The organism is Arthrobacter sp. Bz4 (genome assembly GCF_003075455.1).
Taxonomy (GTDB): Bacteria; Actinomycetota; Actinomycetes; order Actinomycetales; family Micrococcaceae; genus Arthrobacter_D.
Map to the genome: position 1 here is coordinate 101,814 of NZ_QDAE01000007.1, position 24,983 is coordinate 126,796.

The 24,983-nt window shown below is 65.4% G+C and carries 26 protein-coding genes and 1 riboswitch; of the genes, 6 read left to right on the plus strand and 20 right to left on the minus strand.

Annotated features, from left to right (window positions below):
• Positions 1–13 precede the first annotated feature (13 nt).
• A complete protein-coding gene (locus DDA93_RS07820; RefSeq protein WP_116778437.1) occupies positions 14–979 on the plus strand; it encodes a hypothetical protein in 966 nt (321 codons plus the stop codon).
• Here the strand turns inward: DDA93_RS07820 and DDA93_RS07825 are convergent.
• From DDA93_RS07825 to DDA93_RS07870, 10 genes are all read right to left on the minus strand, one after another.
• On the minus strand, positions 976–2,982 hold the full coding sequence (locus DDA93_RS07825; RefSeq protein ID WP_116778438.1) for an NHL domain-containing thioredoxin family protein: 2,007 nt from the start codon (positions 2,980–2,982) through the stop codon (positions 976–978). The genes DDA93_RS07820 and DDA93_RS07825 overlap by 4 nt on opposite strands.
• On the minus strand, positions 2,975–5,161 hold the full coding sequence (locus tag DDA93_RS07830; RefSeq protein WP_116778439.1) for a cytochrome c oxidase assembly protein: 2,187 nt from the start codon (positions 5,159–5,161) through the stop codon (positions 2,975–2,977). The genes DDA93_RS07825 and DDA93_RS07830 overlap by 8 nt, the downstream gene beginning before the upstream one ends.
• Positions 5,162–5,288: 127 nt before the next feature.
• Complete coding sequence (locus DDA93_RS07835) at positions 5,289–5,579, minus strand: HU family DNA-binding protein (RefSeq protein WP_019481737.1); 291 nt, start codon at positions 5,577–5,579, stop codon at positions 5,289–5,291.
• A 142-nt stretch (positions 5,580–5,721) separates the two neighbouring features.
• Positions 5,722–6,888 (minus strand): MFS transporter, encoded by a 1,167-nt coding sequence (locus tag DDA93_RS07840; RefSeq protein ID WP_165802594.1) that lies wholly within the window; start codon positions 6,886–6,888, stop codon positions 5,722–5,724.
• 112 nt (positions 6,889–7,000) lie between these two features.
• Positions 7,001–7,306, minus strand: coding sequence for a 30S ribosomal protein S14 (gene rpsN, locus DDA93_RS07845; RefSeq protein ID WP_019481735.1), 306 nt, complete (start codon positions 7,304–7,306; stop codon positions 7,001–7,003).
• Between the two features lie 4 nt (positions 7,307–7,310).
• Positions 7,311–7,478 (minus strand): 50S ribosomal protein L33, encoded by a 168-nt coding sequence (rpmG, locus tag DDA93_RS07850; protein ID WP_019481734.1) that lies wholly within the window; start codon positions 7,476–7,478, stop codon positions 7,311–7,313.
• Positions 7,478–7,714 (minus strand): 50S ribosomal protein L28, encoded by a 237-nt coding sequence (gene rpmB, locus DDA93_RS07855; protein WP_019481733.1) that lies wholly within the window; start codon positions 7,712–7,714, stop codon positions 7,478–7,480. The genes rpmG and rpmB overlap by 1 nt, the downstream gene beginning before the upstream one ends.
• Before the next feature lie 228 nt (positions 7,715–7,942).
• A complete protein-coding gene (locus DDA93_RS07860) occupies positions 7,943–9,058 on the minus strand; it encodes a sugar phosphate nucleotidyltransferase (protein WP_116778441.1) in 1,116 nt (371 codons plus the stop codon).
• Positions 9,055–9,552, minus strand: coding sequence for a MarR family transcriptional regulator (locus DDA93_RS07865; RefSeq protein ID WP_024476546.1), 498 nt, complete (start codon positions 9,550–9,552; stop codon positions 9,055–9,057). Before DDA93_RS07865 ends, DDA93_RS07860 begins: the two co-directional genes overlap by 4 nt.
• Positions 9,553–9,610: 58 nt before the next feature.
• Positions 9,611–10,381 (minus strand): SGNH/GDSL hydrolase family protein, encoded by a 771-nt coding sequence (locus DDA93_RS07870; protein WP_026040936.1) that lies wholly within the window; start codon positions 10,379–10,381, stop codon positions 9,611–9,613.
• Positions 10,382–10,489: 108 nt separating this feature from the next.
• Between DDA93_RS07870 and DDA93_RS07875 the strand changes: the two genes are divergently transcribed.
• Positions 10,490–11,452, plus strand: coding sequence for a diacylglycerol kinase family protein (locus tag DDA93_RS07875; protein WP_116778442.1), 963 nt, complete (start codon positions 10,490–10,492; stop codon positions 11,450–11,452).
• A gap of 27 nt (positions 11,453–11,479) precedes the next feature.
• Here DDA93_RS07875 and DDA93_RS16765 read toward each other — a convergent pair whose 3' ends face one another.
• The 7 genes from DDA93_RS16765 to DDA93_RS07910 all read right to left on the minus strand — a co-directional run bounded on the left by DDA93_RS16765 (position 11,480) and on the right by DDA93_RS07910 (position 19,091).
• On the minus strand, positions 11,480–12,118 hold the full coding sequence (locus DDA93_RS16765; protein WP_243400553.1) for a M23 family metallopeptidase: 639 nt from the start codon (positions 12,116–12,118) through the stop codon (positions 11,480–11,482).
• A gap of 61 nt (positions 12,119–12,179) precedes the next feature.
• A riboswitch (cyclic di-AMP (ydaO/yuaA leader) is annotated at positions 12,180–12,380 on the minus strand.
• 88 nt (positions 12,381–12,468) lie between these two features.
• A complete protein-coding gene (locus tag DDA93_RS07885; RefSeq protein ID WP_116778443.1) occupies positions 12,469–13,605 on the minus strand; it encodes a siderophore-interacting protein in 1,137 nt (378 codons plus the stop codon).
• Entirely contained in the window at positions 13,602–14,489 is an 888-nt protein-coding gene (locus tag DDA93_RS07890; RefSeq protein ID WP_116778444.1) for an ABC transporter ATP-binding protein, read from the minus strand. Before DDA93_RS07890 ends, DDA93_RS07885 begins: the two co-directional genes overlap by 4 nt.
• 1 nt (position 14,490) lies before the next feature.
• A complete protein-coding gene (locus DDA93_RS07895) occupies positions 14,491–15,639 on the minus strand; it encodes an iron chelate uptake ABC transporter family permease subunit (RefSeq protein ID WP_116778445.1) in 1,149 nt (382 codons plus the stop codon).
• On the minus strand, positions 15,636–16,691 hold the full coding sequence (locus tag DDA93_RS07900) for an iron chelate uptake ABC transporter family permease subunit (protein WP_024476539.1): 1,056 nt from the start codon (positions 16,689–16,691) through the stop codon (positions 15,636–15,638). Before DDA93_RS07900 ends, DDA93_RS07895 begins: the two co-directional genes overlap by 4 nt.
• 205 nt (positions 16,692–16,896) lie before the next feature.
• Positions 16,897–17,889, minus strand: coding sequence for a glutathione S-transferase C-terminal domain-containing protein (locus DDA93_RS07905; protein ID WP_024476538.1), 993 nt, complete (start codon positions 17,887–17,889; stop codon positions 16,897–16,899).
• 92 nt (positions 17,890–17,981) lie between these two features.
• Positions 17,982–19,091: a YihY/virulence factor BrkB family protein gene (locus DDA93_RS07910; RefSeq protein ID WP_019481396.1), complete on the minus strand. Its 1,110-nt coding sequence runs from the start codon at positions 19,089–19,091 to the stop codon at positions 17,982–17,984.
• A 91-nt stretch (positions 19,092–19,182) separates the two neighbouring features.
• Between DDA93_RS07910 and DDA93_RS07915 the strand changes: the two genes are divergently transcribed.
• A complete protein-coding gene (locus DDA93_RS07915) occupies positions 19,183–20,253 on the plus strand; it encodes an NAD-dependent epimerase/dehydratase family protein (RefSeq protein ID WP_116778446.1) in 1,071 nt (356 codons plus the stop codon).
• A gap of 56 nt (positions 20,254–20,309) precedes the next feature.
• Here DDA93_RS07915 and DDA93_RS07920 read toward each other — a convergent pair whose 3' ends face one another.
• Positions 20,310–21,398 (minus strand): mechanosensitive ion channel domain-containing protein, encoded by a 1,089-nt coding sequence (locus DDA93_RS07920; RefSeq protein ID WP_024476537.1) that lies wholly within the window; start codon positions 21,396–21,398, stop codon positions 20,310–20,312.
• 98 nt (positions 21,399–21,496) lie between these two features.
• On the minus strand, positions 21,497–22,318 hold the full coding sequence (locus DDA93_RS07925; RefSeq protein ID WP_019481393.1) for a CPBP family intramembrane glutamic endopeptidase: 822 nt from the start codon (positions 22,316–22,318) through the stop codon (positions 21,497–21,499).
• A gap of 107 nt (positions 22,319–22,425) precedes the next feature.
• On the opposite strand from DDA93_RS07925, the gene DDA93_RS07930 reads away from it, so the two are divergent.
• The 3 genes from DDA93_RS07930 to DDA93_RS07940 all read left to right on the plus strand — a co-directional run bounded on the left by DDA93_RS07930 (position 22,426) and on the right by DDA93_RS07940 (position 24,556).
• On the plus strand, positions 22,426–23,811 hold the full coding sequence (locus tag DDA93_RS07930) for an NAD(P)/FAD-dependent oxidoreductase (RefSeq protein ID WP_116778447.1): 1,386 nt from the start codon (positions 22,426–22,428) through the stop codon (positions 23,809–23,811).
• 243 nt (positions 23,812–24,054) lie between these two features.
• On the plus strand, positions 24,055–24,312 hold the full coding sequence (locus DDA93_RS07935) for a hypothetical protein (protein ID WP_019481391.1): 258 nt from the start codon (positions 24,055–24,057) through the stop codon (positions 24,310–24,312).
• Between the two features lie 10 nt (positions 24,313–24,322).
• A complete protein-coding gene (locus tag DDA93_RS07940; RefSeq protein ID WP_019481390.1) occupies positions 24,323–24,556 on the plus strand; it encodes a DUF6480 family protein in 234 nt (77 codons plus the stop codon).
• 145 nt (positions 24,557–24,701) lie between these two features.
• On the opposite strand, the gene DDA93_RS07945 is transcribed toward DDA93_RS07940, so the two are convergent.
• Positions 24,702–24,944 carry a PRC-barrel domain-containing protein gene (locus DDA93_RS07945; protein ID WP_243400554.1) on the minus strand — a complete coding sequence of 81 codons (243 nt, stop codon included), beginning with the start codon at positions 24,942–24,944 and terminating at the stop codon, positions 24,702–24,704.
• Positions 24,945–24,983: the final 39 nt, after the last annotated feature.

A 24,983-nucleotide genomic window follows, 5' to 3' on the forward strand; every position in this document is an offset into this window, starting at 1 on the left:
GCAAACGTCTTCTGTGATCAAAGTCCTAGCAGCCTGGCTGCTCGGTCTGATGGTCGTGGTTGCGGCCGCGATTGCCACTGTGGTGGTGGTCAATACGCACATTTTCAACCCCGAGGAACAGGTCCACGACTACCTCGAAGCACTCTCGGACGGCGACGGCGAACGCGCCCTGGGGCTCCTCAACGCGTCGGTGCCCGAGGCCAACGCGGCCATGCTCAACGGTGCTCCGCTGCAGCAGTCGATGGCAGCTGTTGAGGGCGTGGCGGTCGGTGAGGCGGTGGAGGTCGGTGACGGCCGGGTGGAGGTCACCATCACCTACACGGTCCGCGGTGCAGCACACTCGTCAACGTTTTCCCTGGAGCGCACCGGTACGGAGTGGCTGTTCTTCAACACCTGGGAGTTTGTTCCCTCGGTGCTGCCCACCCTCGAACTGTCGGTGATCAACCAGGTCGAGGCCACCCTCAATGGGACCAGGGTAGGCATGCCCGAGGGCAGAAACCAGTTCGCCGTGTTTTACCCCGGGGACTTTGAAGCCCACTACACGAGCGAGTACTTCGCTGCGCCGGCCCAAACCGTTGCCGTCACCGACCGCTCGGGCGGCCAACGAATAGCGCTCGCTACCGCGGCCACCGATGCGCTGGTGGAGGCGGTGGACGGCCAGATCCGGCGCTTCCTGGATGAGTGTGCGGCGCAGACCGTGTTCCAGCCCGCCAATTGCCCCTTCAACTTCCAGACCGAGAACCGGGTAGCCGGGGACATCCGCTGGTCCATCACGGAATACCCGACGGTCTCCATCGAGCCGTTCAACGGCAGCTGGGTGATGCCGCCGCTCTCAGGCAACGCCGAACTGTCCACCTCGCTGCAGGACCTCTTCACCGGCTCGATCGAACCGGTGACGGTCCCCCGCGAGTTCGGCTTCACCGCCCGCCTGTCAGTGGGCGACGACGAAATCGCCGTCACCCCGGTGGTCCAGTACTAGTCGAGGCCCCGCAGGTCCAGGGTCAACCCGGTTTCGCCGTCGTCGCTGATCCGCACCGGGATACCCCAATCCTGCTGGTAGAGGTGGCATGCTGCATGATCGGGGATCTCGCCGCCCGGCTCCCCGTCACAGGCCGCCGCGCGGGCGGTGATGTGCAGGACGCCCTCGCTGACGGCGTCGGACAGCACCAGTTCGCGGGTCAGACCCACCGACGTTCCGCCACCGGACACCAGTAGTTCCTCGGGTGAGGAGGAGATCTTCAGCTGGGTGGGGTCACCCCACCGGTCGTCGAGTTTCTGTCCCTTGGGCGCGGAGAACCGGATCGTAAGCGCATGCGATCCGGCGACGACGGGGGTCTGCGGTCGTTGCGTCTGGGACGCGCCTTCATCGACGGCGAGCGCTTCCTTGGGGATCGGCACCCGGACCAGCTGGTGGCGGTTGGCTTCCACCACAATGAGGAGCGGCTCGCTGCCCGACGCGGTGGGGGTCAGGTCCACCAGAACGTCGCAGGGCTCCGAAAGACCGCGGGCCAGGGTTGAGACCTGCCCCGTGGCTGGATCGTACCGGCGCACCGCGCCGTTGTAGGTGTCGGCGATGGCCACCGACCCATCGGGGAGGGCGGTAATGCCCAGCGGGTGCTGCAGGCGTGCCTGGTCCGCGGCGCCGTCCCTGAAACCGAAATCAAACAACCCGGTCCCGATGGCGGTCCGCACCTGGGTGCGGCGGTGACCGTTGAACTCGGGGAAGGAAAGGGTCCGTACTGCCGACGTTTCCGAGTCGGCGACCCAGAGGTTGCCGCTGGCATCCTCGGCCAGGCCCGAGGACTGGGCGAACCAGGCCTCGGATCCGTCGCCGTCGAGCAGGCCCTCCAGTCCGGTGCCCGCGAGGATGTCGACGGATCCGGTGACTGGATCGAACGTAAACAGCTGATGGGTGCCCGCCATGGCAATCACCACGCGTTCCAGCACGGTGGACCACAGCACGTCCCACGGCGAGGACAGCGAGACCTCCAGCGGCCGGGTGCCCAGGTGGGTGTCGGTCAGGCGAGGGGTGGCGTCCTCCGGGGATTCTACGTCGTACCCGCTCGGCTGGTCGAAGTTCTCCTGCAGCTCGGCGGGGCGTGCCTTCACGTGGTTGCCAGCGTCCAGCAGCCGCTGCACGCCGTTGCCCGCAATGGTGGTGACCGCGCCGTCGGCGAGGGCCACGCCACGGAGCAGGTGGTTCACGGAGTCGGCGACGACGACGTCGTACCCGACCTGCCGGGCAACCTGCTGGGGCAGGACCGCGAGGCCCTGCGGCTCGTTGAACTGGGCCCCGGCAGCGGTGCCGTCGGCAGCGCCCTTCTCCCCCGAGCCGATGGTGCGGCGGACGGTGACCAGGTCGGCGTCGAGCTCCACCAGCCGGTGGTGGCCGGTGTCGCCGATCAGGAGCGAACCGTTGGCGAGGGGGACGGCTTTGCCCGGGAACCGGAGGTCGCCGGCGGTGCTTTCGGCAGGAACGTAGGGTCCGTCGCCGCGGTGCAGCGTGCCCTTCGCGGAGTGTTCCTCCACCAGCTCCTGGACGAGGGACTCCAGCCCGGCAGCGTGGCCCTCACCGGAGAGGTGCGCCACAATGTACCCCTCGGGGTCGACGACGACGAGGGTGGGCCAGGCGCGGGCGGTGTAGGCCTGCCAGGTGGTCAGCTCCGGGTCGTCCAGCACCGGGTGCTGGATGTCGTAGCGTTCCACCGCGGCGGCCAGGGCATCCGGGTCCGCTTCATGTTCGAACTTGGGTGAGTGGACTCCCACTGTGACAACCACGTCGCTGAACTTCTGCTCCAGCGGCCGCAGCTCATCCAGGACGTGCAGGCAGTTGATGCAGCAGAAGGTCCAGAAGTCGAGGATGACGATCTTCCCGCGCAGATCTTCGAGGGTGAGCTGCCGCCCGCCCGTGTTGAGCCAGTTGCGGCCCACCAGTTCGGAGGCACGCACCCGGTAATCGGTGCGGATCGAGGTCTCAGTCATTCACGCTCTCCTGGTGGTCAGGCTTCTGGGATGATGCTGGCTTTCCGGGTCCCGGTGTGCCTGGACCGCGGCGGTTGTCGCGTTCCGCCAGCGAAGCGAACATGTTGTTGTAAGCGGTGAGATCGGCGTCGTTATTCCTGTCCGCCGCACGATCGGTCCGTTTGGACTCCCGGGCGTCGTCACGCGACCACATGATGGCGACGCCGATCGCCACCAGCAGGGTGGGAATCTCGCCGATCCCCCAGGTCAGGGCGCCGCCGAGTTGCTGGTCCTCCAGTGCTGAGGGGCCCCAGTCCCGGCCCATGTTGCCGAACCAGGAAGCCTGGAGCAGTGACGTGGACCCCATCAGCGCGACACCGAAGAAGGCGTGGAAGGCCATGGTGGCGAAGAGGAGCAGGATCCGCAGCGGATACGGTGCGCGGCGTGGCACCGGATCGGAGCCCAGCATCGAAAGGACGAAAATGTACCCGGTGATCAGGAAGTGCACGTACATCAGTTCGTGGCCCACATGTTCCCGCATCGCGAAGCCGAACAGCGGTGAATAGTAGAAGATCACGATCGATCCGGCGAAGTTGGCTGCGGCGAACAGCGGGTGGGTCACCAGCACGGAGAAGCGCGAGTGCACCAGCACCAGGATCCACTCGCGGATCCCCCGGGACCCGTCGCCGCGAGGGGTCAGCGCCTTGAGCGCCAGCGTTACCGGCGCGCCGAGGACCAGGAAGAGCGGAACCACCATGGTCAGGGCCATGTGGCCCACCATGTGTGTACTGAACAACACCATGCCGTAGACGGCTGGAGCGCCCGAGGTGATGTAGGTCAGCAGCGTCAGCCCGACCAGCCAGCAGGCAAGCCGCAGGAGCGGCCATTTGTCGCCGCGTTTGCGGACCTTCACCACGCCCCGCACGTAAGCCACCCCGACGACCGCCACGAAGGCCACCCAGAGCCAGTCGAAGCGCCATTCGGTGAACCAGCGTTCAAACGTCAGCTCGGGCGGCAGGTCATAGCCGGAGAGGACCCGCGCCGGCGAGGCGTCGGGGGCGATCTCCTCGCTGACAGGCGGGGCCGTCCGGGACAGGGCAACAGCAACACCCGAGACTGCGCCCATGATCAGCAGTTCCACGGCGATCAGCTGCCACAGCACCCGCCGGGCGGAGAGCTGGCCGCCCGTGAGCGACCCGCTGCCCGTTCCGAGCTGGGGAATGATCCACTGCCGGTGCATGAGGCCGATCCCGCCGAGCAGCAGGGTAGCAACCGTCTTGAAGGTGACCAGCAGGCCCCACTCCGAGCCGAGCTGGCCCAGATCGTTGATGCGGAGGCTGGCGTTGATCACACCGGACAGCACCACCAGGATGAAAGCGAAACCTGCGAGGGAGGAAAAGCGGCGCAGCACGCTGGAGGTCAGGACGCCCAGCCGCCCGCTGATCACCGCCAGCACAATGATGCCGCCGATCCACAGGCAGACTCCCACCAGGTGCAGGGCGATCGAGTTGATGGCGGCGTAGTGGTCGTCGCCGCTGGCTGAGTGGCCGATCAGGGCCATCGGCATCAGGCCGAGGAGCGATAGGACACCGGTCAGTGCCAGCCAGCCGCTGGATCGGGCCCCGAAGGTCATGGTGGCGACGACGGCGGCGATCAGGACGGTGGACAGCCAGGCGCGGCCGGTGTCGAAGTCGGTGAGGTAGGAGGCCAGCCCCTCCGTGTAGCCGGGGTCGCTACTCAGCGGCAGGCCGGCGGCGTCGGAGTAGGTGAACAGCAGCACACCGACGGCGGCGAGGGTCCACGATACTGCGGCGACGGAGGCGAGGGTCATGACCGCGCTGAAGGCGGGGTGTTCGTCGCCCGGGGTGCCGGCGCTGCTGGTGCGCGCATTACTGGTGCGGCGGTGGGTCGATCCGACCCGGCGCGGGAGGATCATGACGGCGAAGACCAGCGAGCCGATGACGGCGGCAACCGAAATGTTGTTCAACGCCTTGGCGACCGGCAATCCCCAGCGGGTCAGGGCACCCGGGTCGCCCAGCTGACGCGGACCGGCAGCCCCCGAGAACAGCAGGGCGAGGATGAGTGCGACCACGACGGCGGCACCGCCGGCAATCAGCCAGCCAACCTTCACCCCTGGGGTCTGTATGCCCGGGCGGTCGGTCGGCCGGGGCGCCTTGGTTGTAGTAGCCACATCTACCATTGTCTACCCTGCGTAGAACGGGTAACAATTCGGTGACTCACGCCCGAAGTTGAAGTTCGACGTTAAAAGGAAAGGCCGCCACCGGAAAGGGTGGCGGCCTAGAGTCCTTAGCGGACCGGGTGACTGACTACTTGACAGCAGCCTTCAGCTTGGAGCCGGCGGTCAGCTTGACGCTGCTGCCTGCTGCAATCTGGATGGTCTCGCCGGTCTGAGGGTTGCGTCCGGTGCGGGCGGCACGCTCGGTGCGCTCGACAGCGAGCCAACCTGGGATGGTGACCTTGACGTTGTTGGCAGCTGAGGTTGCCAGTACATCGAACAGTGCGTCAAGAACGCCGTTAACGGCGGTCTGGCTGGTGTCAGCCTTCGCTGCTACTTCTGCTACCAGTTCGCTGCGGTTCTTGGTTTCTTTCGTTGCCAATTTACGTCCTCCTGGACTTGTCCGTTATTTGTAAAGCCTTCACGATTCTGAAAGCCTCTGTGCGAAAACTTACCAGCTTGAGCACCAAACTCCGGTCGTTTCCGGCGTTTTTGGGGGTTTTTAGATGCCAAAGGGCACTATTTCAGCTGCTGACTCGGGGAAATCCCTGTTTGGTGCCGGTGAAGACCACGACCAGCGCCCCGAGTGCCAGCCCCGCCGCAGCGAATCCGATTCCCGACGGGTCACCCACTGTCAGCATCTGCGCACCCACCAGCGCTCCGGCGCTGATCCCGATATTGAACGTCGAGTTATGAACGGCCGCCACGGTGTCCGGGTGGTCCCGGAACGCGCTCATCGCCGCGGTCTGCACATAGGCGGGAACCGGACCGTACAGCAGGCCCCACAGGATCACCACGGCCAGGGTCCAGCCCGGCGCCCCATCCAGCAGCGCGACCCCCAGGAAAGACACCGTCATCACCAGCAGAGAGAGCAGTAACGCGGGACGCAACGCCGAGTCGGTGAACCGGCTGCAGATCGCGAGTCCCAGAATCCCGGCTCCGCCGTAGGCGAGCAACGCGAATCCCACGTTCTCAGCGGTGAAGCCTGACTGGAGCAGCACCGGGGTGATGAAGGTGTAGAGGGCAAACTGGGCGGTCATCATCACCACCACCGCGACTATCACCCGCCGCAGTGCAGGTCCCGCCAACGCCTCACGCAGCTGTGCGCCGCCAGAAACCTTGGACCCGCCAATGCCCGGCATGACGACGGCGGCGCCCACCGACAGGAGCAGCGCAATGATGGCGGCGCAGCCGAACGACCAGCGCCACCCGACCGTCGCCCCCAGCCAGGTGCTCAGGGGCACCCCGAGAGCGATCGCGACGGCGTTGCCCGCGTTCACCAGCGCCATCGCCCCACCCAACCGGCCCGGCGGTGCCAACCGGCTCGCGTAGCCGAAGACCACCGCGAAGAACAGTGCGTGACACGCCCCGGCCAGGATTCGCCCGGTCAGCGCCACCGAGTAATCCTGCGCCAGGCACAGCACGATGTTGCTGACGCCGTAACCGGCGAGCAGCCCCACCAGCAGCGGCTTTCGGGGCACAGCACTGGTCCACGCGTTCAACGGGATGGAGGCGAACACCACCACTGCTGCATAGGCGGAGACCAGCAACCCGATGGCCGACTCGGTGACCCCCAGGTCCTCCGCCATCAGGGGCAGCAGACCAATGGGGAGCACCTCTGTGGCGACCGCAAGGAACCCACCCACGGACAGCAACAGCATCGGAGGTTCGAGCAGTTTCTGCTGCCGCACGGGCATTCCCTTCAGGATGGGTGCAGTCTGTCAGGACCGGCGCTTAACGCAAGAGGACGGCGACTCAGGGTCGCCGTCCTCTTGCAAACTGGTAGTTACCAGCCAGCCGGAGTTACCAGCTGGACTTGGTCACACCGGGCAGCTCGCCGCGGTGAGCCATGTCGCGGAAGCGAACACGGGAGATACCGAACTTCTGCAGCGTTCCGCGGGGGCGGCCATCGATCTGGTCGCGGTTGCGGAGGCGTACTGGCGACGCGTTGCGGGGCAGCTTCTGCAGTCCGAGGCGTGCAGCTTCGCGGGCTTCGTCAGTTGCGTTGGGGTCAACCAGCGTCTTCTTCAGCTCGAGGCGCTTCTCGGCGTAGCGCTCAACAATTACCTTGCGCTGTTCGTTGCGGGCAATTTTAGACTTCTTAGCCATGTGTTTAGCGCTCCTCTCGGAATTCGACGTGCTTGCGGATCTTGGGATCGTACTTCATCAGAACCATGCGGTCCGGGTCGTTACGGCGGTTCTTGCGGGTCACGTAGGTGTACCCCGTGCCGGCCGTCGACTTCAGCTTGATGATCGGGCGTACGTCTTTATCTTTTGCCATTAGAGCTTCACTCCCCGAGCCAGGATCGACGCGACGACGGCGTCAATTCCGCGCACATCGATGGTCTTGATGCCGCGGGCCGAAACCTGCAGCGTGACGTTGCGGCGCAGGGACGGAACCCAGTAGCGCTTCTTCTGGATGTTCGGGTCAAACCTGCGCTTGGTGCGGCGGTGTGAGTGGGAAATGCTGTGCCCAAAGCCCGGCTCGGCTCCAGTCACTTGGCAGTGAGCTGCCATGACGATCCTCCAAAGAGTTAATGAAAATACCTAGAACCAGCAGTCTTGTCTGCTGGGAATGCAATCAGAGGCGCCCCAAACGACAGCCGAAACTGTCGGGATGATTAGCGGTTTTCGCGCAACTTGAGCCCCTAACTACCGATTCCCCGGAAGATATGTTCCCAAGAATCGGAGCAATTGCGCACGCTCCGCCACCTGATGCCCTCCTATTCTAGGAGCTGCCGGGGGTTAAGACCAATCGCCGTTGCGGTCTACCACCGTCACGACGTCGTCGTCGCCCACCTGTGCTCCGGCGTCGAGCGTGGCACCGGAGTCAACTATGGACCGCACAATCCGGGCTCCGGAGGGAACGGTGACCCCGTTCAGCAGGATCGAATCGACGACGACGGCGCCCGCCTCCACCACCGTGTCCGGCCCAATCACGCTGTGGCTGACTTCGCCGAGGACGCGGCTGCCCGGCGCCAACAGCGAGTCGGCCACGACCGCACCTTTCCCGACAAACCCGGGCAGGCGCTGGGAGCTGCTGGTGAGGATGGGCCAGGCCGGGTGGTCGAAGGCCAGACCCTCGCCGTCAAGCAGTTCCATGTGCGCCCGGTGGTAGTTCTCGGGGGTACCAAGATCGAGCCAATACCCTTCAAGGCGGTGTTCCACCACTGTTGAATGCTGCACCAGGTGGGGCAGCAGCTGGTCGCCGTAGTCGTCGAGGCCGCCCTCTTCCTTCTCCAGCAGTTCCAGGGTGTCGAGCAGGTGCGCGGCATCGAATAGGAAGACTTCGGTGGCCACCAGGGTGGTCTTGGGCTTGTCGGGCTTGTACTCGAAGCCGGTGACGGCGCCGCCGGACACCTCGACCACACCGTGGTTGGAGGCGTCGCCGTCGAAGTGTGTGGTCACGATTGTCGCGGCGGCTTTGGCCTCCAGATGCGTTTGGACGACATCGCGGAAGTCCAGCTGGTACAGGTGATCGGCGCTCAGGAGCAGCACCAGGTCGGGGTCGAACTCACGGATAAACGCTGCCTGCCGGAACAGGCTATCGGCGTTTCCGTCCGCGAAGCCCTCCCCTTTCCTGCCCTCAAAGGGCGGCAGGACACGCAGTCCGCCGTTGGTGCGGTCCAGATCCCACGGCCGGCCATTGGCCAGATGGTCGTTGAGCGAGTTCGGCTGGTACTGCTGCACCATCCACACATCCGAGAAGCCGCTGTGGTGCAGGTTGGAGAGGGGGATGTCGATCAGGCGGTAGGAGCCGGCGACGGGCAGCGCCGGTTTGGCACGCTTATCCGTCAGCGGCCCCAACCGTCCACCCGAACCGCCTGCGAGAACGATCGCAAGGACGGACGGTCGGTTCATGGTTGCACTCCAGGTGTGGGTTGATTCAGGATCCAGTGGGTACTGTCGAGGCGGGCCAGGATCTTCTTGCCAATCCGCTCCAGGTCGCGAACGTCGTCGTCGGTCAACGCGTCGAAGACCGATTCCCGCACATGGTCAACATGCTCGCGGGCCAGTAACTGCAGATTCGTCAGCCCGTCCTCGGTGATCCGGGCGGTGGTGACCCGACCATCGCTGGCACTGGGGCACCGGGACACCCAGCCGCGCTGCTCAAGTTTCTTCACCACATGGCTCAGGCGGGACAGTGACGCATTCGACCGGGCAGCGAGTTCACTCATCGCGAGGGTGAGGTCATCAGTCTCGGAAAGCATCGCCAGGACGTGATAATCGAACAGCGTGATCTTGGCCTGCCGGAACAGGTGGGCGTCCAGCGTGCCAGGGAGCATGGTGGTGACGGCGTAGAGCGCAAGCCAGGCTTGCCGCTCCTCGGGATTCAGCCAACGGACACCACTCATCCCGCCATTCTGGCACAGACACCGTTTGCCACCGGGGCCCCGCCGGCCGGCTGGGACCCTAGGCCCACGCCGGGCGGGTGAGCTCCGGGTACTTGGCCGTCAGCACATCCCCCGAAGACACGCCGCGCAGGCGCCGCCCCACCCACGGCGACAGATAGTCGCGCGCCCACTGGGCGTCCGCTCGTAGCTGATCTATCCGCGACGACGCCGGCGCGGCCTCCAGCTCGGGCAGGTCGATCTCGTGGGAGGCCCGCAACACTTCGAGCACCCGCCTGGCCATAAGGGTGTGTCCGGCGGCGGACATGTGCATCCGGTCAGTGTCCCAATAGCCCCAATTCTGGAACTCCCTGAACCGCCAGTAGTCCACCACGTCGGCGTGGTGCCGGTCAGCAATTTCACGGACCAGTTCGTTATAGATGGCCGTCCGTCCGCGGGTCTTGCCGAACACCGCCGACCCCACCGAATCAAAACCGGTAAACAGCACCACGGCGGCGCCCGAGCTCGCAAGGCGGGCCACGCCGTCGTCGTAGGCGGCCATCAGCGCGTCAATGTCGATCCGCGGCCGCAGAATGTCGTTGCCACCCGCGTAGATGGTGATCAGTGTGGGCTGCAGGGCCAGTGCCCGGTCAACCTGTTCGTCGAGGACCTGGCGCACTTTCTTGCCGCGGACGGCGAGATTCGCGTATCCCCAGGAGCTGTCGGCAAGGATCAGTTGCTCGGCCACCCGGTCAGCCCACCCCCGCACCCCGTTGGGGCTGGCTTCATGCCAGTCGCCGACGCCTTCCGTAAACGAATCACCGAGGGCCACATATCGTTGAGAGAATTCCACTAGAAGAGGCTACCTGCTCCCGCCGCGCGATAAGGTGGCATTGCAAGCAGACTGATAACTTTTTGCAGTGCACCCCCGCTCCCCTCCCCACAACCTGAGAAGGACATCATGACCCAGCCCTCCGACACTCGGACCAAGCGCGCCGCGTTGATCATCAACCCGGTCAAGAACACCGGGGCTGATATTCGTGCGATCGTTTCGGAGCTCTGCGCTGCCGAGGGGTGGGACGAGGTGCTGTACCTGGAGACATCGGTTGATGATCCCGGCCGTGGCCAGGCACAGGAAGCCGTCGACGCCGGCGTGGACGTGGTGATCGCCGCTGGCGGTGACGGAACGGTCCGCTGCGTGGCCGAGGTCGTCAACGGCACCGGCATCGCACTGGGGCTGATCCCGCTCGGCACCGGCAACCTGCTGGCCCGGAACCTGGACATCGCCGTCGACGATCCGGAGGAGGCCGCCAAGGCAGCCCTGTTCGGCACCGAACGCAACGTCGACGTCGTCCATGTCACGGTTGACCGCGCCCAGGACTCGCACGTGTTCCTGGTGATGGCGGGGCTGGGGTTTGACGCGTCGATCATGGCTGACACCCGTGATGACCTCAAAGACAAGGTGGGCTGGCTGGCCTACGTCGACGCCGGCATCCGGAACCTGAGCGGCAAGCCTGCACGCACCCGGATCACACTGGACGGCGGCGAGGTCATCGAGCGTCGGCTGCGCAGCGTGATGGGCGGCAACTGCGGCAAGATCATGGGCGGGCTGGAGATTTTCCCCGGCGCCAAGATTGACGACGGCCTACTGGACATCATGACCGTGGCGCCCACCGGCCGGCTCGGGTGGCTTGGCGTCGTGGGTAAGCTGTTTGCCCGCGGAAAGGGCAAGGACCCGTCCCTCGAGTACTTCCAGTGCAAGGAAGCCGAGATCCAGCTCGACGAGCCGCAGGAAATCCAGCTCGACGGCGACCCCCTCGGCAAGGGCACCCACATGGCCCTGCGCGTGGACGCTAATTCGTTGCGGCTGCGGATGCCTTACGGCAAGAAGGATCCAGCGGTCGTCACCCACCCGGAGCCCTAAGCCGCGAGGGCCGGGTCCGGGCCGGGGCTAGAGCCGGGTCTGGGGATCGACTTTTTCGCCGTCGACCAGTAGCTCGAAGTGGAGGTGGCATCCGGTGGAGTTGCCGGTGCTGCCGACGGCGCCCAGGCCCTCGGCTTTGCCCACTTTCTGACCCACGGTCACGCCGAGCACACTGAGATGGTTGTACGAGGTTTGGAGGCCCCCGCCGTGGTCCACCACGATCCGCTGGCCACCACCATAGGCATGCCACCCGGATTCCACCACGGTGCCCGCGCGTGATGCGAGGACCGGCGTACCGCAAGCCCCTGCGTAGTCGGTCCCGGTGTGCAGCTCGTCGCCGTACCCGCCCATCGGGTTCACCCGGTAGCCGAACGACGAAGCAATTTCGGCGCCCTTGATCGGGGTGGTGAACGCTGCCACGTCGCTGGACAGGACAGTGGTTTTGGCCTTCGGGGTTGCGGCCGTCGCGAGCGGGGACTCCTTGCTGAAATCAATTTCTGCTTCAGCGTCAGCAGTAACCGGTGCGGCTACGGCGGGGCCGGTTCCGGCGGTAGGGGCTGCCGAGGGGGAAGCCTCTGGCGAGGGGAAGGCTGCGGTGAGAACGAGGCCCGCCGCTGCGGCGAGGACTCCCACGGCCAGCACAGCTGACCGGCGGTTGGATTTCAAGGTGGACTTAGGCGGGGCGGACGCGCGGCGGCGCCCGGACGTGACCGGCTGGAGCAAAACAGGAGCCTCTCTGCAACGCCGGTGAAGTTAGCTGTCGGATTCGAGCAAGAGTTGACTCGGCCCACTGCTGCTCTTCCAGTGAGCGGAAGAGTGGTTTGCGAAGGGCTGCACCCCAAGGCAGAAAACTGCCGAAGATGGGTCCTCCACCCCTGCCACGGTGAATTGGGGGCCGGCTGCTGACAGGGTTAGGCGTGCAGTCCGGGAGCCACAATGATGCGGATGGCTCCCTATAAGAATAGAGCGCTTAGCCGAGAAGTTATAATTTCGTTACACAGATCACGGCGTGGCGACTAGCCAAGTTCGGATCGACCCCTGCGCCAATACCCCATGAAGGCCACCTGCTTGCGGTCAATCCCGACATCGCGCACCAGATAACGCCGCAGCCCACGGACCACCGCAGCCTCGCCCGCGATCCAGGCATAGAACGGGAGCGCACCGGAGGGCCGGTCCGGGTTCAGCGAGGAATTCAGCGTTGACGCGTTCAGCCGCTGCGGGGTTTCCCACAGGATCGTTTCGTCAATGTTCACTTCTTCCGGCTCGGGGCCTGCTGTGGCTGCGGCAGCGGCGGCGAGGGTCAGCCCGGCGCGGGAGCTGGCGTCGACTCCGACGGCGAACGGCGCGGCCAGCGACACCCAGCCGGGCACCCGAACCGTATCCCGGACCGCCGCGTCCAGCAGTTCACCGTGGGGGCGTTCCCCCCGGGCGAGCCAGATGATTTCCACCGCTGAGGTGGTGGACACAGCCTGGAAGTCTGCGTGGTCCGGCACTTCAAGGAAGGCGTGCCCGCCGACATCGGCGGGGAGGGACTCCAGAATGGCGCTGATGGCGGGGACAGCTGTCTCGTCGCCAGCGAGGAGGACCTGCTGGGCGAGCCCCGGACGCCACTCGATCCCGCCGTAGGAGCCGGCGGTGGTGCAGGTGGCGGCGTGGACGTTCGGGCCGATCAGCCAGATCCGATCGCCGGGGGTGGCGGCGGCGGCCCACAGCGACGCCGGCCCCCCGTTCCCCTCAGCATCGAAGTGCATCACGAAGTCGACGTCGATCTCTGGCTGGTCGCCATCGCACCGGGCCGCCCTGACGGTGTAGGTGCGCATGGCGCCGCGCTCTGCGGGGTCCATTGCGAGCCACCGCTGATACCAGCCCGATCCCTCGGGCGGTGACTCGAGGAGCTCCCGCATGTTCACGCGGGGGGCATCGTCGTCGCGGGTGGCGGGGATCATGACTTTGATCCGCAGGTCCAGCGTTGCCCCCTGCACCCCGAAGTCCCTCAGGCAGGACCCGCCGAAGGTGATGCGTTGGAAGTTGTCGCTGAGGCGCTGCACCCGGGTGACGACGACGTCGAAGGCTGATACCGCCGAAACGGTTCCATCGGTGCGCTGGGATGCGCGCTCGCTCCGTCGGGCCGTGCGATTGCTGACTTCGGTCATGTTGCTGCCTCCAGGTGGTGCGCGGACAGCGTGTCCTGCGGATTAGGCAGGAACCCCTGCCCGGTGGACGTTTCGGGTGACGGCTGAGTAGCTCCGTCGCCTGAGTGGTGCCGGCCGACCGGCACCACCATGGGTGTGCCGGATACGGGGTCCGGGATGACGCGGCATTGCAGACCGAAAACCGAGGTGACGGTCTCCTCAGTCACCACCTCGGCGGGACTGCCCTGCGCGGCGATCTGGCCGTCCTTCATGGCGATGAGGTGATCGGCGTAGCGTGCGGCGAGGTTCAGGTCGTGGAGCACGATGGCCACCGTGGTGCCGTCGCGCCGGTTCAGGTCGGTGATCAGATCCAGTACTTCCACCTGGTGGGTGACGTCGAGGAAGGTGGTGGGTTCATCCAGCAGCAGGATGTCGGTTTGCTGGGCCAGGGCCATCGCGATCCAGACCCGCTGCCGCTGCCCACCGGACAGTTCATCGACAAAGCGGTCAGCGAGCTCAAGGGTGTCGGTGGCTTGGAGGGCGGAGGCGACGGCGACGTCGTCGTCGTTGGTCCACTGCCGGAACCAGCCCTGGTGCGGGTAGCGGCCGCGACCCACCAGGTCGGCGACGGTGATCCCATCCGGGGCTACCGGTGTTTGCGGAAGCAGCCCGAGGATCCGCGCGACGGTGCGGGTGGACAGCGAGTGGATGTCCTTGCCGTCGAGGTTGACGACGCCGGCCGACGGCTTCAGCAGGCGGGCCAGGCCGCGCAGCAGGGTGGACTTGCCGCAGGCGTTGGCACCGACGATCACCGTGACCTTGCCGGCCGGCAGCTCGACGGTGAGGTCCTGGACCACTTTGCGGTCGTCGTATGCGAGTGTCAGCTCGCTGGCTGTCAGAGCCATCTCAGCCTCCCTGTCCTGTCCTGTTGGCGGTCACGAGCAGCCACAGCAGGAACGGGGCGCCGAGGACGCCTGTTACTACGCCGACCGGAAGTGACACACCGGGAATCATGTTGGCTGCCACGAAGTCTGCGGCGAGAACTATCACCGCGCCCACCAGTCCGGCCGCGGTGAGAGACACGGCGCCCTTCACGAGGCGGCGCGCGATCGGGCCGGCGAGGAAGGCGACGAACGCCACCGGCCCGGCGGCGGCAGTGGCAACGGCAGCCAGGGCCACTCCGACGGTGATCAGAGCTAGCCGCGATGGTTCGACCCGGATGCCGAGACTGGCGGCGGTATCGTCGCCCAGTTCCAGTCCTTGCAGCCCCCGGGACAGGACGGCCGCCGCGGGGATCAGCAGCAGCAGGGCGAGGATGAGGATCGTGGCGCGGTCCCAGTTGCTAGAATTCAGGGAGCCGTTGAGCCAGACCAGGGTGTCCGATGCGGTGCGGATATCGGTGCGGGTGAGCAGGAAACTGACCACCGCGTGCAGCACCGCGGCGAAGCCAATTCCCACCAGGATCAGCCGGTACCCGGCCGCCGAGCCGCGGCGGGAGAGCAGGTAGATCGCTGCCGCGACGGCGAGTGCACCGATCAGGGCGGAAAGGGAGACCGCAACGCCCGCCGCCCCAAACAGCACTATTGCTGCCACGGCGGAGGCACTGGCTCCGTAGCTGATCCCAATGATGTCGGGGCTGGCCAGCGGGTTCCGGAGCATGGTCTGGAAAATGGTGCCCGCCAGGCCGAAGGCCACCCCGATAAGGACCGCGATCACCGCGCGGGGAAGCTTGTTTTCCATCACGATGAAGGTAGCGCCGGGGATATCGGCGCCGCCGAGGATCCTGAAGAAGTCCGGGATGGTCACGGTATAGGTGCCGAGCAGGACGGAGACCGCGAACAGGACGGCGGTGACCCCCGCGAGGATACCGATCACCAGGCGGCGCTGGGCTGCTTGCCGGCGTCGACCGCCGCTGACGGTAGCCGCCGACGGCGGTGTGGCAGCGCCATTCGGTGCGGCAGCGCCATCCGGTGTGGCAGCGCCATTCGGTGTGGCAGCGACGTCCGGGGCGGCGGGTGTGGCCGCGCCGGTCGGGGGCGCTGGGTGGAGGCTCATAGTTGGGCCAGCTTCCGGCGGCGGACCAGCCAGATGAACACCGGGGCGCCGATGACGGCGGTCATGATCCCCACCTGCACCTCGCCGGGTGGCAGGATGAGCCGGCCGACAATGTCGGCTCCGATGAGCAGCACCGGGGCAAGTGCCACCGAGAAGGGCAGGATCCAGCGGTAGTCGGGGCCGGTGAGCACCCGCACCATGTGAGGGATCACCAGGCCCACGAAGGCGATCGGTCCGGCGGCTGCGGTCGCAGCGCCACAGAGGATGACGACGCCCAGCGCCGCGACACCGCGGGCTATCGCCACGTTCTGGCCGAGCCCCTTCGCGATGTCGTCACCGAGGGACAGGCTGTTCAGTGCCTTACCGGTCAGGAGGGTCAACAGGATGCCGACCACGAGGAACGGCAGGACCGGCAGGAGGACATCCCAGCCACGGCCTGACACGGTGCCGACCTGCCAGAACCGGAACCGGTCGAGCGTCTCCTGGTTGGACACCAGGACGGCGTTCATCAGACTGCCCAGCCCCGCGGACAGGGCCGCCCCCGCGAGCGCCAGCTTGATGGGGGTGGCGCCTTCCCGGCCGAGGCTTGCGATGGCGTAGACCACGACGGCGGCGAAGGCTGCCCCGGCGAACGCGAACCAAATGTAGCCGGTCACCTCGGCGATCCCGAAGACGTAGATGCCGATGACGACGGCGAGCGCGGCTCCTGCGTTGACGCCGAGGATGCCTGGGTCAGCGAGCGGGTTCCGGGCCACTCCCTGCATGGCGGCACCGGCGAGGCCGAGTGCGGCGCCGACCATGAGGCCGGTGACGGTGCGGGGAATGCGGGAGTGGACGACGGCGTGGTCGCCGTTGGCCGGGTCGAAATCGGTTAGCGCAGCGACCAGGACGTCGAAGCTGATGGGCCGGGAGCCGAATGCGAGCGAGGCGGCGCAGACCAGGGCGAGGGCGACCAGCACTGCGCCCAGCTTCAGAACCCGGCGCTGTCCGCGGGGTCTGGCTGAGGCGATCGGAGCGCGGGCAAGAGGGGCTGGAGCAGTCTGCACTGCCATCGCATGCCTCCTCACCGTCTAACTCCGGACAGAAGTAAGGCTAGCCTACGGTTACCTCTATTAAGAAACGGTTATGTTCCCTAATTAGCCAGGGTGGGTCGTTCGGAGGGGCACCCGGCAGGTCGCTCCCTACCCGCCGAAACCCCACCCAGCAGCCGGGGAATCCGGTACGGGCGGGCTATCGGTTGACACGGTTTAGCTGGCTTTAGGCAGCGGTGGGCGGGGTTCCCTGCCCGAAGGGCTTGCCGCCGAGGCCTTCCCTGCCATGCTCGGTGTGCCAGTTGGCCAGATCCGGGCCTTTGGGCACAATCCCGGTCGGGTTAATGTCTTCGTGCACGATGTAGTAGTGATCCTTGATCTGGTCAAAGTCGATCGTGTCGCCGAAGCCGGGGGTCTGGAACAGGTCCCGGGCGTAGCCCCACAGGGCTGGCATTTCGGTGAGCTTGTTCCGGTTGCACTTGAAGTGTCCGTGGTAGACGGCGTCGAAGCGCACCAGGGTGGTGAACAGGCGGACGTCGACCTCGGTGATGGTCTCGCCTACCAGGAACCGCTGGTGGCTGAGGCGTTCCTCCAGCCAGTCCAGCGCGGTGAACAGGCGGTCGTAGGCGTCGTTGTACGCTTCCTGCGATCCGGCGAACCCGCACCGGTAGACGCCGTTGTTCACCTCGGTGAAGATCCGCTTGGCGACCTGATCGATCTCTTCACGCAGTTTCTCCGGGTACAGATCAGGGGCGCCGTCGCGGTGGAAATCTTTCCACTCAGTGGAGAAATCAAGGGTGATTTGCGGGAAGTTGTTGGTGACGACGGCACCTGAAGGCACGTCGACGATCGCCGGAACGGTGATACCGCGCGGATACTCGGGATCTCGCTTGAAGAACGCCTCCTGCAGTCGTTCGATGCCCAGGACCGGATCGCGTCCGTCAGGGTCAAGGTCGAAGGTCCAGGACCGCTTGTCGTGGGTCGGGCCCGGGGTCCCCAGCGAAATGGCGTCCTCGAGTCCGAGGAGCCGGCGCACGATGATGGCGCGGTTCGCCCAGGGACAGGCGCGGGCGGCGATCAGCCGGTACCGGCCGGCCTCCACGGGAAAGCCGTCCGACCCGTCCCGGGTGATCCGGGTTTCGATATAGGTGGTGTCGCGGCTGAATTCCTTGCCCGTGTTCACGTAGGCGCCACGAGTGCTGTGTTCGTTCTCGGTCATCTGTTCAGCCTAATCTTCTGTCGCTGGGCTGTTGGTTGGAACAGCCCGGCGACAGAGGTGGAATTGATCACTGGGTGATCGCCGGTTGGCGATCAGTTGTCCTGGCTCTGCCGGGCCGACTCGCGTTCGTACTTCCGGCGCAGCTCACGCCCGTTGTCGATGTCCTCGAGTTCCTTGTCGAGCTTCTTGCGGCTTGCGGTGGCGTCCCGTGGAGGGAGCTGGATGGTTTCCTCAGCTTCGATGCCGGCCTGGAGTTGCCGGCCGCGCTCCAGTTCGGCGTCGAACTCTGCACCGAAGAGCAGTGAGAGGTTAGCCAGCCAGAGCCACAGCAGCAGCACGATGACGCCGGCGATCGCCCCGTAGGTCTCGTCATAACTGCCGAAGTTGCCAACGTAGAAAGAGAATCCAGCAGTGGTGAGTCCGAGGACCAACAACGCAACAAACGATCCCATGCTCATCCAACGGAACTTGGGCTGCTTCACGTTGGGCGCCCCGTAGTACAGGATGGCGATCATCAGGATGGCAAAAACCACCATGACCGGCCACTTGGCGATGTTCCACACGAGGAGAGCCGTGTCGCCGAGACCGATCACATTCCCGACCGATTCGGCGATCGGTCCGGACAGGACCAGCAGGAGGGCCATCAGCACCACCAGCAGCAGGACTATAGCGGTGATGAGGAGCATTACCGGGCGCAGCTTCCAAAACGGACGCCCCTCCTCCACTTCGTACACCCGGTTCATTGCCCGGCTGAAGGCGTTGACATAGGCGGAGGCAGACCAGAGCGCACCGAGAACACCGATGATCAGCGTCAGACCAGCACCCTGTGAGGTAGCGAGACCTTCGATAGTGCTTTCGAGCGTCTCGTTCTCGGCTGCACCCGGTGCCACCCCTTCAAGGATGTCCAGCACGGTGTTGGTGGTGGTTTCCGCCTGACCGAAGACACCGAGCAGGGAGACCACCGCCAGCAGCGCCGGGAAAATCGCCAGCACCGCGAAGTAGGTCAGGGCAGCAGCCAGATCGGTGCACTGGTCTTTGCCGAATTCACGGAGGGTGCGCTTGAACACGTATCCCCAGGCTGGCTTCTTGATCTCGGTGGGGCTGTCGGGCTTCCGGTCGTCGTCAGGACTCGGCGCATTGCGTGCTTTGTCCTGGGTCTGCGCTTCGGGCGAATCCGCCGCTGTGCCGCCGCTGGGTGCCATTTGGTACCTCCACATAGTTCCTACAGGTCCAGCTGATTATTATAAGGACCCTTACTAGTGCATAAGCCTACCTAAGGATTACCGTTGGCACATGGCTTTCTCCCAGATTAGTCCAGCCGGCACCCTCCGAATTGCGGTTGTTGGCGCCACCGGTAACGTCGGAACCGCTCTGTTACGGCGCTTGCAACGGGCCGCGGCCGAGCATCCGGGCGGCGTGGAAATCGTCGGCTTCGCCCGCCGGCTTCCTGACACTGCCCGGGCCCCCTACGCCGGGTGCGAATGGCACGCCCTCGATATCGGGACCGACGAGGGACGCAGCACGCTCACCGCAGCACTCGCCGGCGTTGACGCCGTCGTGCATCTGGCCTGGGCCATCCAGCCGAACCGCAATGAACCGGCGATGCACCGCACCAACGTCACCGGTACCGCCAACGCGCTGCAGGCGACCGCCGACGCGGGAGTGCGCCACTTCGTCTGCGCGTCATCGGTGGGTGCCTATAGCCCGGCCTCGAAGGGCCAGCGGGTGGATGAAAGTTGGCCGCATGGGGGCATCAGCACCTCTCACTACAGTCGGCATAAGGCTGAGCAGGAAGCGCTCCTTGATGACTTCGACCGGAGGTACCCGGAGATCCCCGTCACCCGGATTCGCCCGGGGCTGATCTTTCAGCAGGATGCAGGGAGCGAGATCGGCCGCTACTTCCTGGGCCCGCTCGTCCCGAAGTTCCTGCTGGATCGGCTGCGGCTCCCGGTCATTCCCATCCCTGATCGGCTGATCTTTCAGGCGGTCCACGCCGACGACGTCGCAGACGCCTACTGGCGGGCCGTCGACCGGCGGGTGGGTGGTGCCTTTAACATCGCTGCCGAGCCGGTGCTCACGCCGGCCAAGGTCGCGGGGCAGTTGGGCGCCCGACGAGTGGTGAACCTCCCCGTGAAGGTGCTGCGCGCCGTCGTCGGCGTGACCTGGGCGCTGGGGCTGCAGCGTACCGATCCGGGGTGGATCGACATGGCTGCCCTGGCACCGGTCATGAACACCGACCGTGCACGCACACTGCTCGGGTGGGAGCCGGAGCATTCCTCACTCGACGCCATCCGCGCCGTGCTGACCGGGCTGAGCGCGGGCGACGGCGTGGACGGCTCCCCCAGCCTCAAACCCCGCACCTAGCCCTCCCCGCATTGGAGCGAGTCGACACAAATAGCAGGTTTCACGCCGGAACTTGGTTATTTGTGTTGACTCGATCCGAGGGCGGCGGGTTGGGGAGCTTCGAGGGCTTGGGGAGGGTGCACCGCCTCCCACCGCTGCCGGGGCAGCGCCTCGCGGTGGTGGGTCTGCAGGAACACGACCATTGATTCGCGGATCAGGCACTTCAGGTCCCAGAGGGCATCATTGTCGACGGCACTGACCAGCACCCGGGCCCGCACCATGCCGTCGGTGGCCTGGGTGATTTGCAGGGTGCTGGTGCGCCCGTCCCACAGGGTGGTCTCGGCGAGTATTGCGGTCAGGTGGGCCCGCATCGAGTCGATGGGAACCCGCCAGTCGAGGTCCAGGTCAACGGTGCCGAGCAGTTCGGAACGGCTCCGCGTCCAGTTCTCGAACGGCGTGGTGGTGAAGTAGGTCGAGGGCAGGATGACCCGGCGGTCGTCCCAGACCTTGACCACCACATAGGTCATGGTGATTTCCTCGACTGTGCCCAACTGTTCTTCAACGAACACGGTGTCGTCGATCCGCAGGGCGTCGGTGAAGGCCAATTGCACCCCGGCAAAAACGTTGGCCAGGGAACTCTGGACGGCGAGGCCAGCGACAATGGAGATTAGCCCGGCCGAGGCCAGGATGCCAGCGCCAAGGGCACGCACCTCGGGGATCGTCAGCAGCACGCTGGCCAGCGCGAAGGTGATCACCAGCGCCACTCCCACCCTGCGGGCCAGCATGATCTGCGTTTTCAGGCGCCGCATCCGCCCATGGTCAACGGTGTCCCTCCCGTATTTCCGCAACGCCACCGCCTCGAACACCAGCAGGAGCGAGGCGACCAGCCAGGCCACGGCCCCAATGAGAGCCAGCACCAGCGCGTAGTCCACCGGCCCAAACCAGTCGGTGTCGGCGGCAGTCACCGCAAGGGCTATCCGCGCGCCCACAATGGCGAGCACGAGCCGCACCGGGTTCAGCGCCCGACGGGATGCCCCCTGAATGGCGGGGACCTTCCGCAGGGCGCGCACAGCTATCCGGCGCAAAATGGCTGCGAGCAGCACGGCTGCGATCAAGGCCGCAGCGACCCCGACCACCGGGGCCAACGCGTTGACTAGTTCATCCATGGCTTCACCGTCTCAGATGACAGTGGGTAGCTGTCCAGCCGGAAGGGAAAACTGTGGGGAGACTCTCACCCCACGATCAGGTGGGGATCAGCAGGTGGCTAGTACAGGAAAATGTCGAACCATTCGCGGTTGTGCGCGTGAATCAGCACCAGAAACAACACAAAGTCGAACAGCAGGTGAACCGCCACAATGTAGCTCAATGATTTGGTCTTCTTGAAAATCCAGCCCTGCACCAGCGCAAAGGGGTAGATCAGCAAAGGCCCCCAGGCGTGGAAGCCCAGTTCCCAGAGGAACGAGGTGAACAGCACCGCCTGCAGCATGTTGGCCTGCCAGTCCGGCAGATGCCGCCGCAGCAGGGTGAAGGCCGTGCAGATGAAGAACAGCTCGTCCCAGATGCCCAGCACATTGGTGCCGAGGAACAGCCGCGCCACGGTGCTCGGATCCGAGGCTGCCGGCCAGTTCTCAAACACGCCGGTAGGAATCATGTAGACGGGCAGGAGAAAGTACCCCATCACGACGACGGCCACCAGGTACCAGCGCTCGGTCCGCGTCCACTTCTGGCCGGTGAGTACCGGAAACCGGATGGCGTGGTCCTTGAACACAAACCGTGAAATCGAATACGGCAGCCCCACCGCCAGGACCATTGCTGTCCCCATGGTGAACATGTGTTCGAAGCTGATGTCGGTGGTGATGGGCACCAGGCTCATGATGATCAGTCCGAGTGACAGCAGCGCCAGATCCTTGAACAGCTGACGCCCGATGAAGAACGACGACGCCAAGGCGGCCGCCAACAACAGGTAACCCAGCCACCGCTGATCCAGTCCGAACATCACAAACCCCGACCCGGCGATCAGCACCGCAGGGATCAGATTCGCGGCAGTCTTTCGCGTTTCCTTCAGGGTCTCCGGCTGCGTTGTCATACCACTGAGATTACCCGGGACGTCTGAAGTACGGGAGTTTCGGGGCATTTGCCGCTATACAGGAAGCAGCAGCCGATCGTGCCCAGACCACCCACAGGAGCAAATCCATGGAATACGACTTCGATGTTCTGATTGTGGGCGCTGGCCCTGCGGGGATGGCAGCCGCGGTGCGGGCCGCGGAACTCGGCGCCCGCGTGGCTGTAGTGGAACGGGCGAGGCTCGGCGGCACCTGCGTAAATTCCGGGTGCGTGCCGACCCGGGTCCTTGCGAAGACGGCCCGCCTGTACCGGGAGGTGCGCACCGCCTATGACTACGGGATCGTCGTCGCCGAACCGTCGGTTGACTGGCCCCAGATCGTCCGGCGCGTCAGGTCCACCGTGGACCGGGTGCTCGCGGCCAAAGGGTACGACGACGTCGTCGCCCGGTTGGGCATCACCCTGCTCACCGGCGAGGCTTCCTTCGCTGACTCACACACCCTGACGGTGGACGGCCGCGCAGTGACGGCCGGTTCGGTCATCCTCTGCGTTGGCGGCAACGCGCGCCGCCTACCCATCCCCGGCGCCGAGCATGCCGTCCTGCCGCCGGACATTCTCGACCTGCCGGATCTGCCGCGGGCCATCGCCGTGATCGGCGGCGGGCACACCGGCGCGCAGCTGGCCACCATCTTCCATGCACTCGGTTCCCGGGTGCTGCTGCTGGATCTGGCGCCGCGCATCCTCACCACCGAGGACGCCGCTGTCTCGGCGGCGGTCACCGATGGGTTCCGCGCCCGGGGGGTGAGGGTGGAGACGGGAATCGGCGGGATCAACCAGATCACCAGGGACGACGACGGCGGGCTACACCTGCACTGGACCAGCCCAACCGGAGAGCAGGTGGAGGCGGTCGACACGGTCGTGATGGCTGCCGGTTGGCCGGCGAACATTGAGTCTCTTGGCCTGGCCGCGGCCGGTGTCCAGGCCCAACGCAACGCGATACCGGTTGACGACTATCTGCGCTCGAACGTTCCCCACGTCTATGTGGCGGGGGACGCGAACGGCTCCAGCATGCTGGTGCAGGCCGCCGTGTTTGAGGGCGAAACCGCTGCCGAGAACGCGGTCCTCGGAGCGCATCGGACCACTCCACACCATTTGCTGCCCGCCGGTGGTTTCACTGACCCGGATTACGCCGGCGTCGGCCTCACCGAGGAAGCGGCACGGGCGCGTGACCGGGAGGCGACCGCCGTCGTCGTACCCTATGGCGAGGTGGAGCGCCCCATCATCGATGACCGGGAGCAGGGGTTCCTGAAACTGGTGCTGGACCGGCACCGGGAGCTGATCCTTGGAGCGCACGCAGTGGGAGAGAACGCGGTGGAGGTGATCCAGGCGGTCGCTCCGGCGATGGCGGCGGGCACCGACGTCGCAACCCTCGCGCGGGTAAAGTTCGCCTACCCCACCTACACGGCAATTATCGGCGAGGCGGCGCGATCAGCCAGGCAGTCGAGTCAACACAAATGACAGGTTTCGCCCCGGATATCGGTTATTTGTGTTGACTCGATCCCTGGGGAAAGACGTCTACCGGGCTGGTTCCTTTTTGCGGGTCGGAGCTGAACGCGCATCCGGTCAGCGTGATCACCGGTACTGCTAGGGTTGAATCATCCCAAAACTGCACAGGGGGCTTACCATTATTTACTGCCGGGCAGGAATCCGCCGCCAGATTAATTGCCCCACTGCAGAGACTTAAGGAGCACAATGGCAACTATGGACAGAAAGTTCTCTGTAACCGAAGAATCGTCAAGCAAGCATCCACATGACTGGGGCCGGGCCATGGCAGTGGCCATCAGCCGGCTGGTTGAGATGGCGCACGAGGCGGGTGACGTGGTCGAACACGAGAACCTTTATGGGGAAGACCTTCACCTGTTTGTGCGCGAGACCGAAGAGGGAGCCGACATCACCATGTCCTGGACCCCCCGTGACACGAAAGACCCATCACCCAAGAGGTCTGATTGGGAAATCTAGGAGGCACCGAATGACAGGACAGAACCCCGATCCACAGGGTGAGAAGATCACCGGGCTGGAGCCGGGCGGCGGAGTCCCCCCAGGCGAAACCCCACCGGGTGAGTCCTCGACCGTGGGACCGCAGGGCCACGACGAGGGCACTTCGAAGGCAAACCACCCGCTGCCGTGGCTCATTGGCATCGGAGTGGTTTTCGTAGCCTGCATCGTTCTGTTTATTGTCGGCCGTCTGGTCGACGTCTTCTAGCGATCACTGTTAACGCCGAACGCGCCCGCAGCTGCGGGCGCGTTCGGCGTTAAAGGGTCCCTGCTCTGGGGTCCGCTGGCGGACTAGTTGTTGTAGTAGTCCCGCAGGGTGGCCGTCTGCTCGTCGGTCAGCTCCGAGTCGGCAGTCAGGTCAGGCGCATCGGTGATTTTGTCTTTGGTGTAGGCGACGTGCAGGTCGCCGCCGTCGAGCCGGGCGCGTCGAACGGGATGAAATGCTCGCGGGTGTTGAACAGGCCCAGGCCTACGGTGACAAAGGCCGGCTCGCCGGTCCGGGCATCGAGGTGCACCTGGGACACCTCGCCCAGCTTCTCGCCGTCGGCATCCCAGGCGGTGGCTTCCTGCAGGTCGTGAATGTCTGGCTGTGCCATGGTGCATCTCCATCCTTGGTGAAACTAAGTGTGCTGATC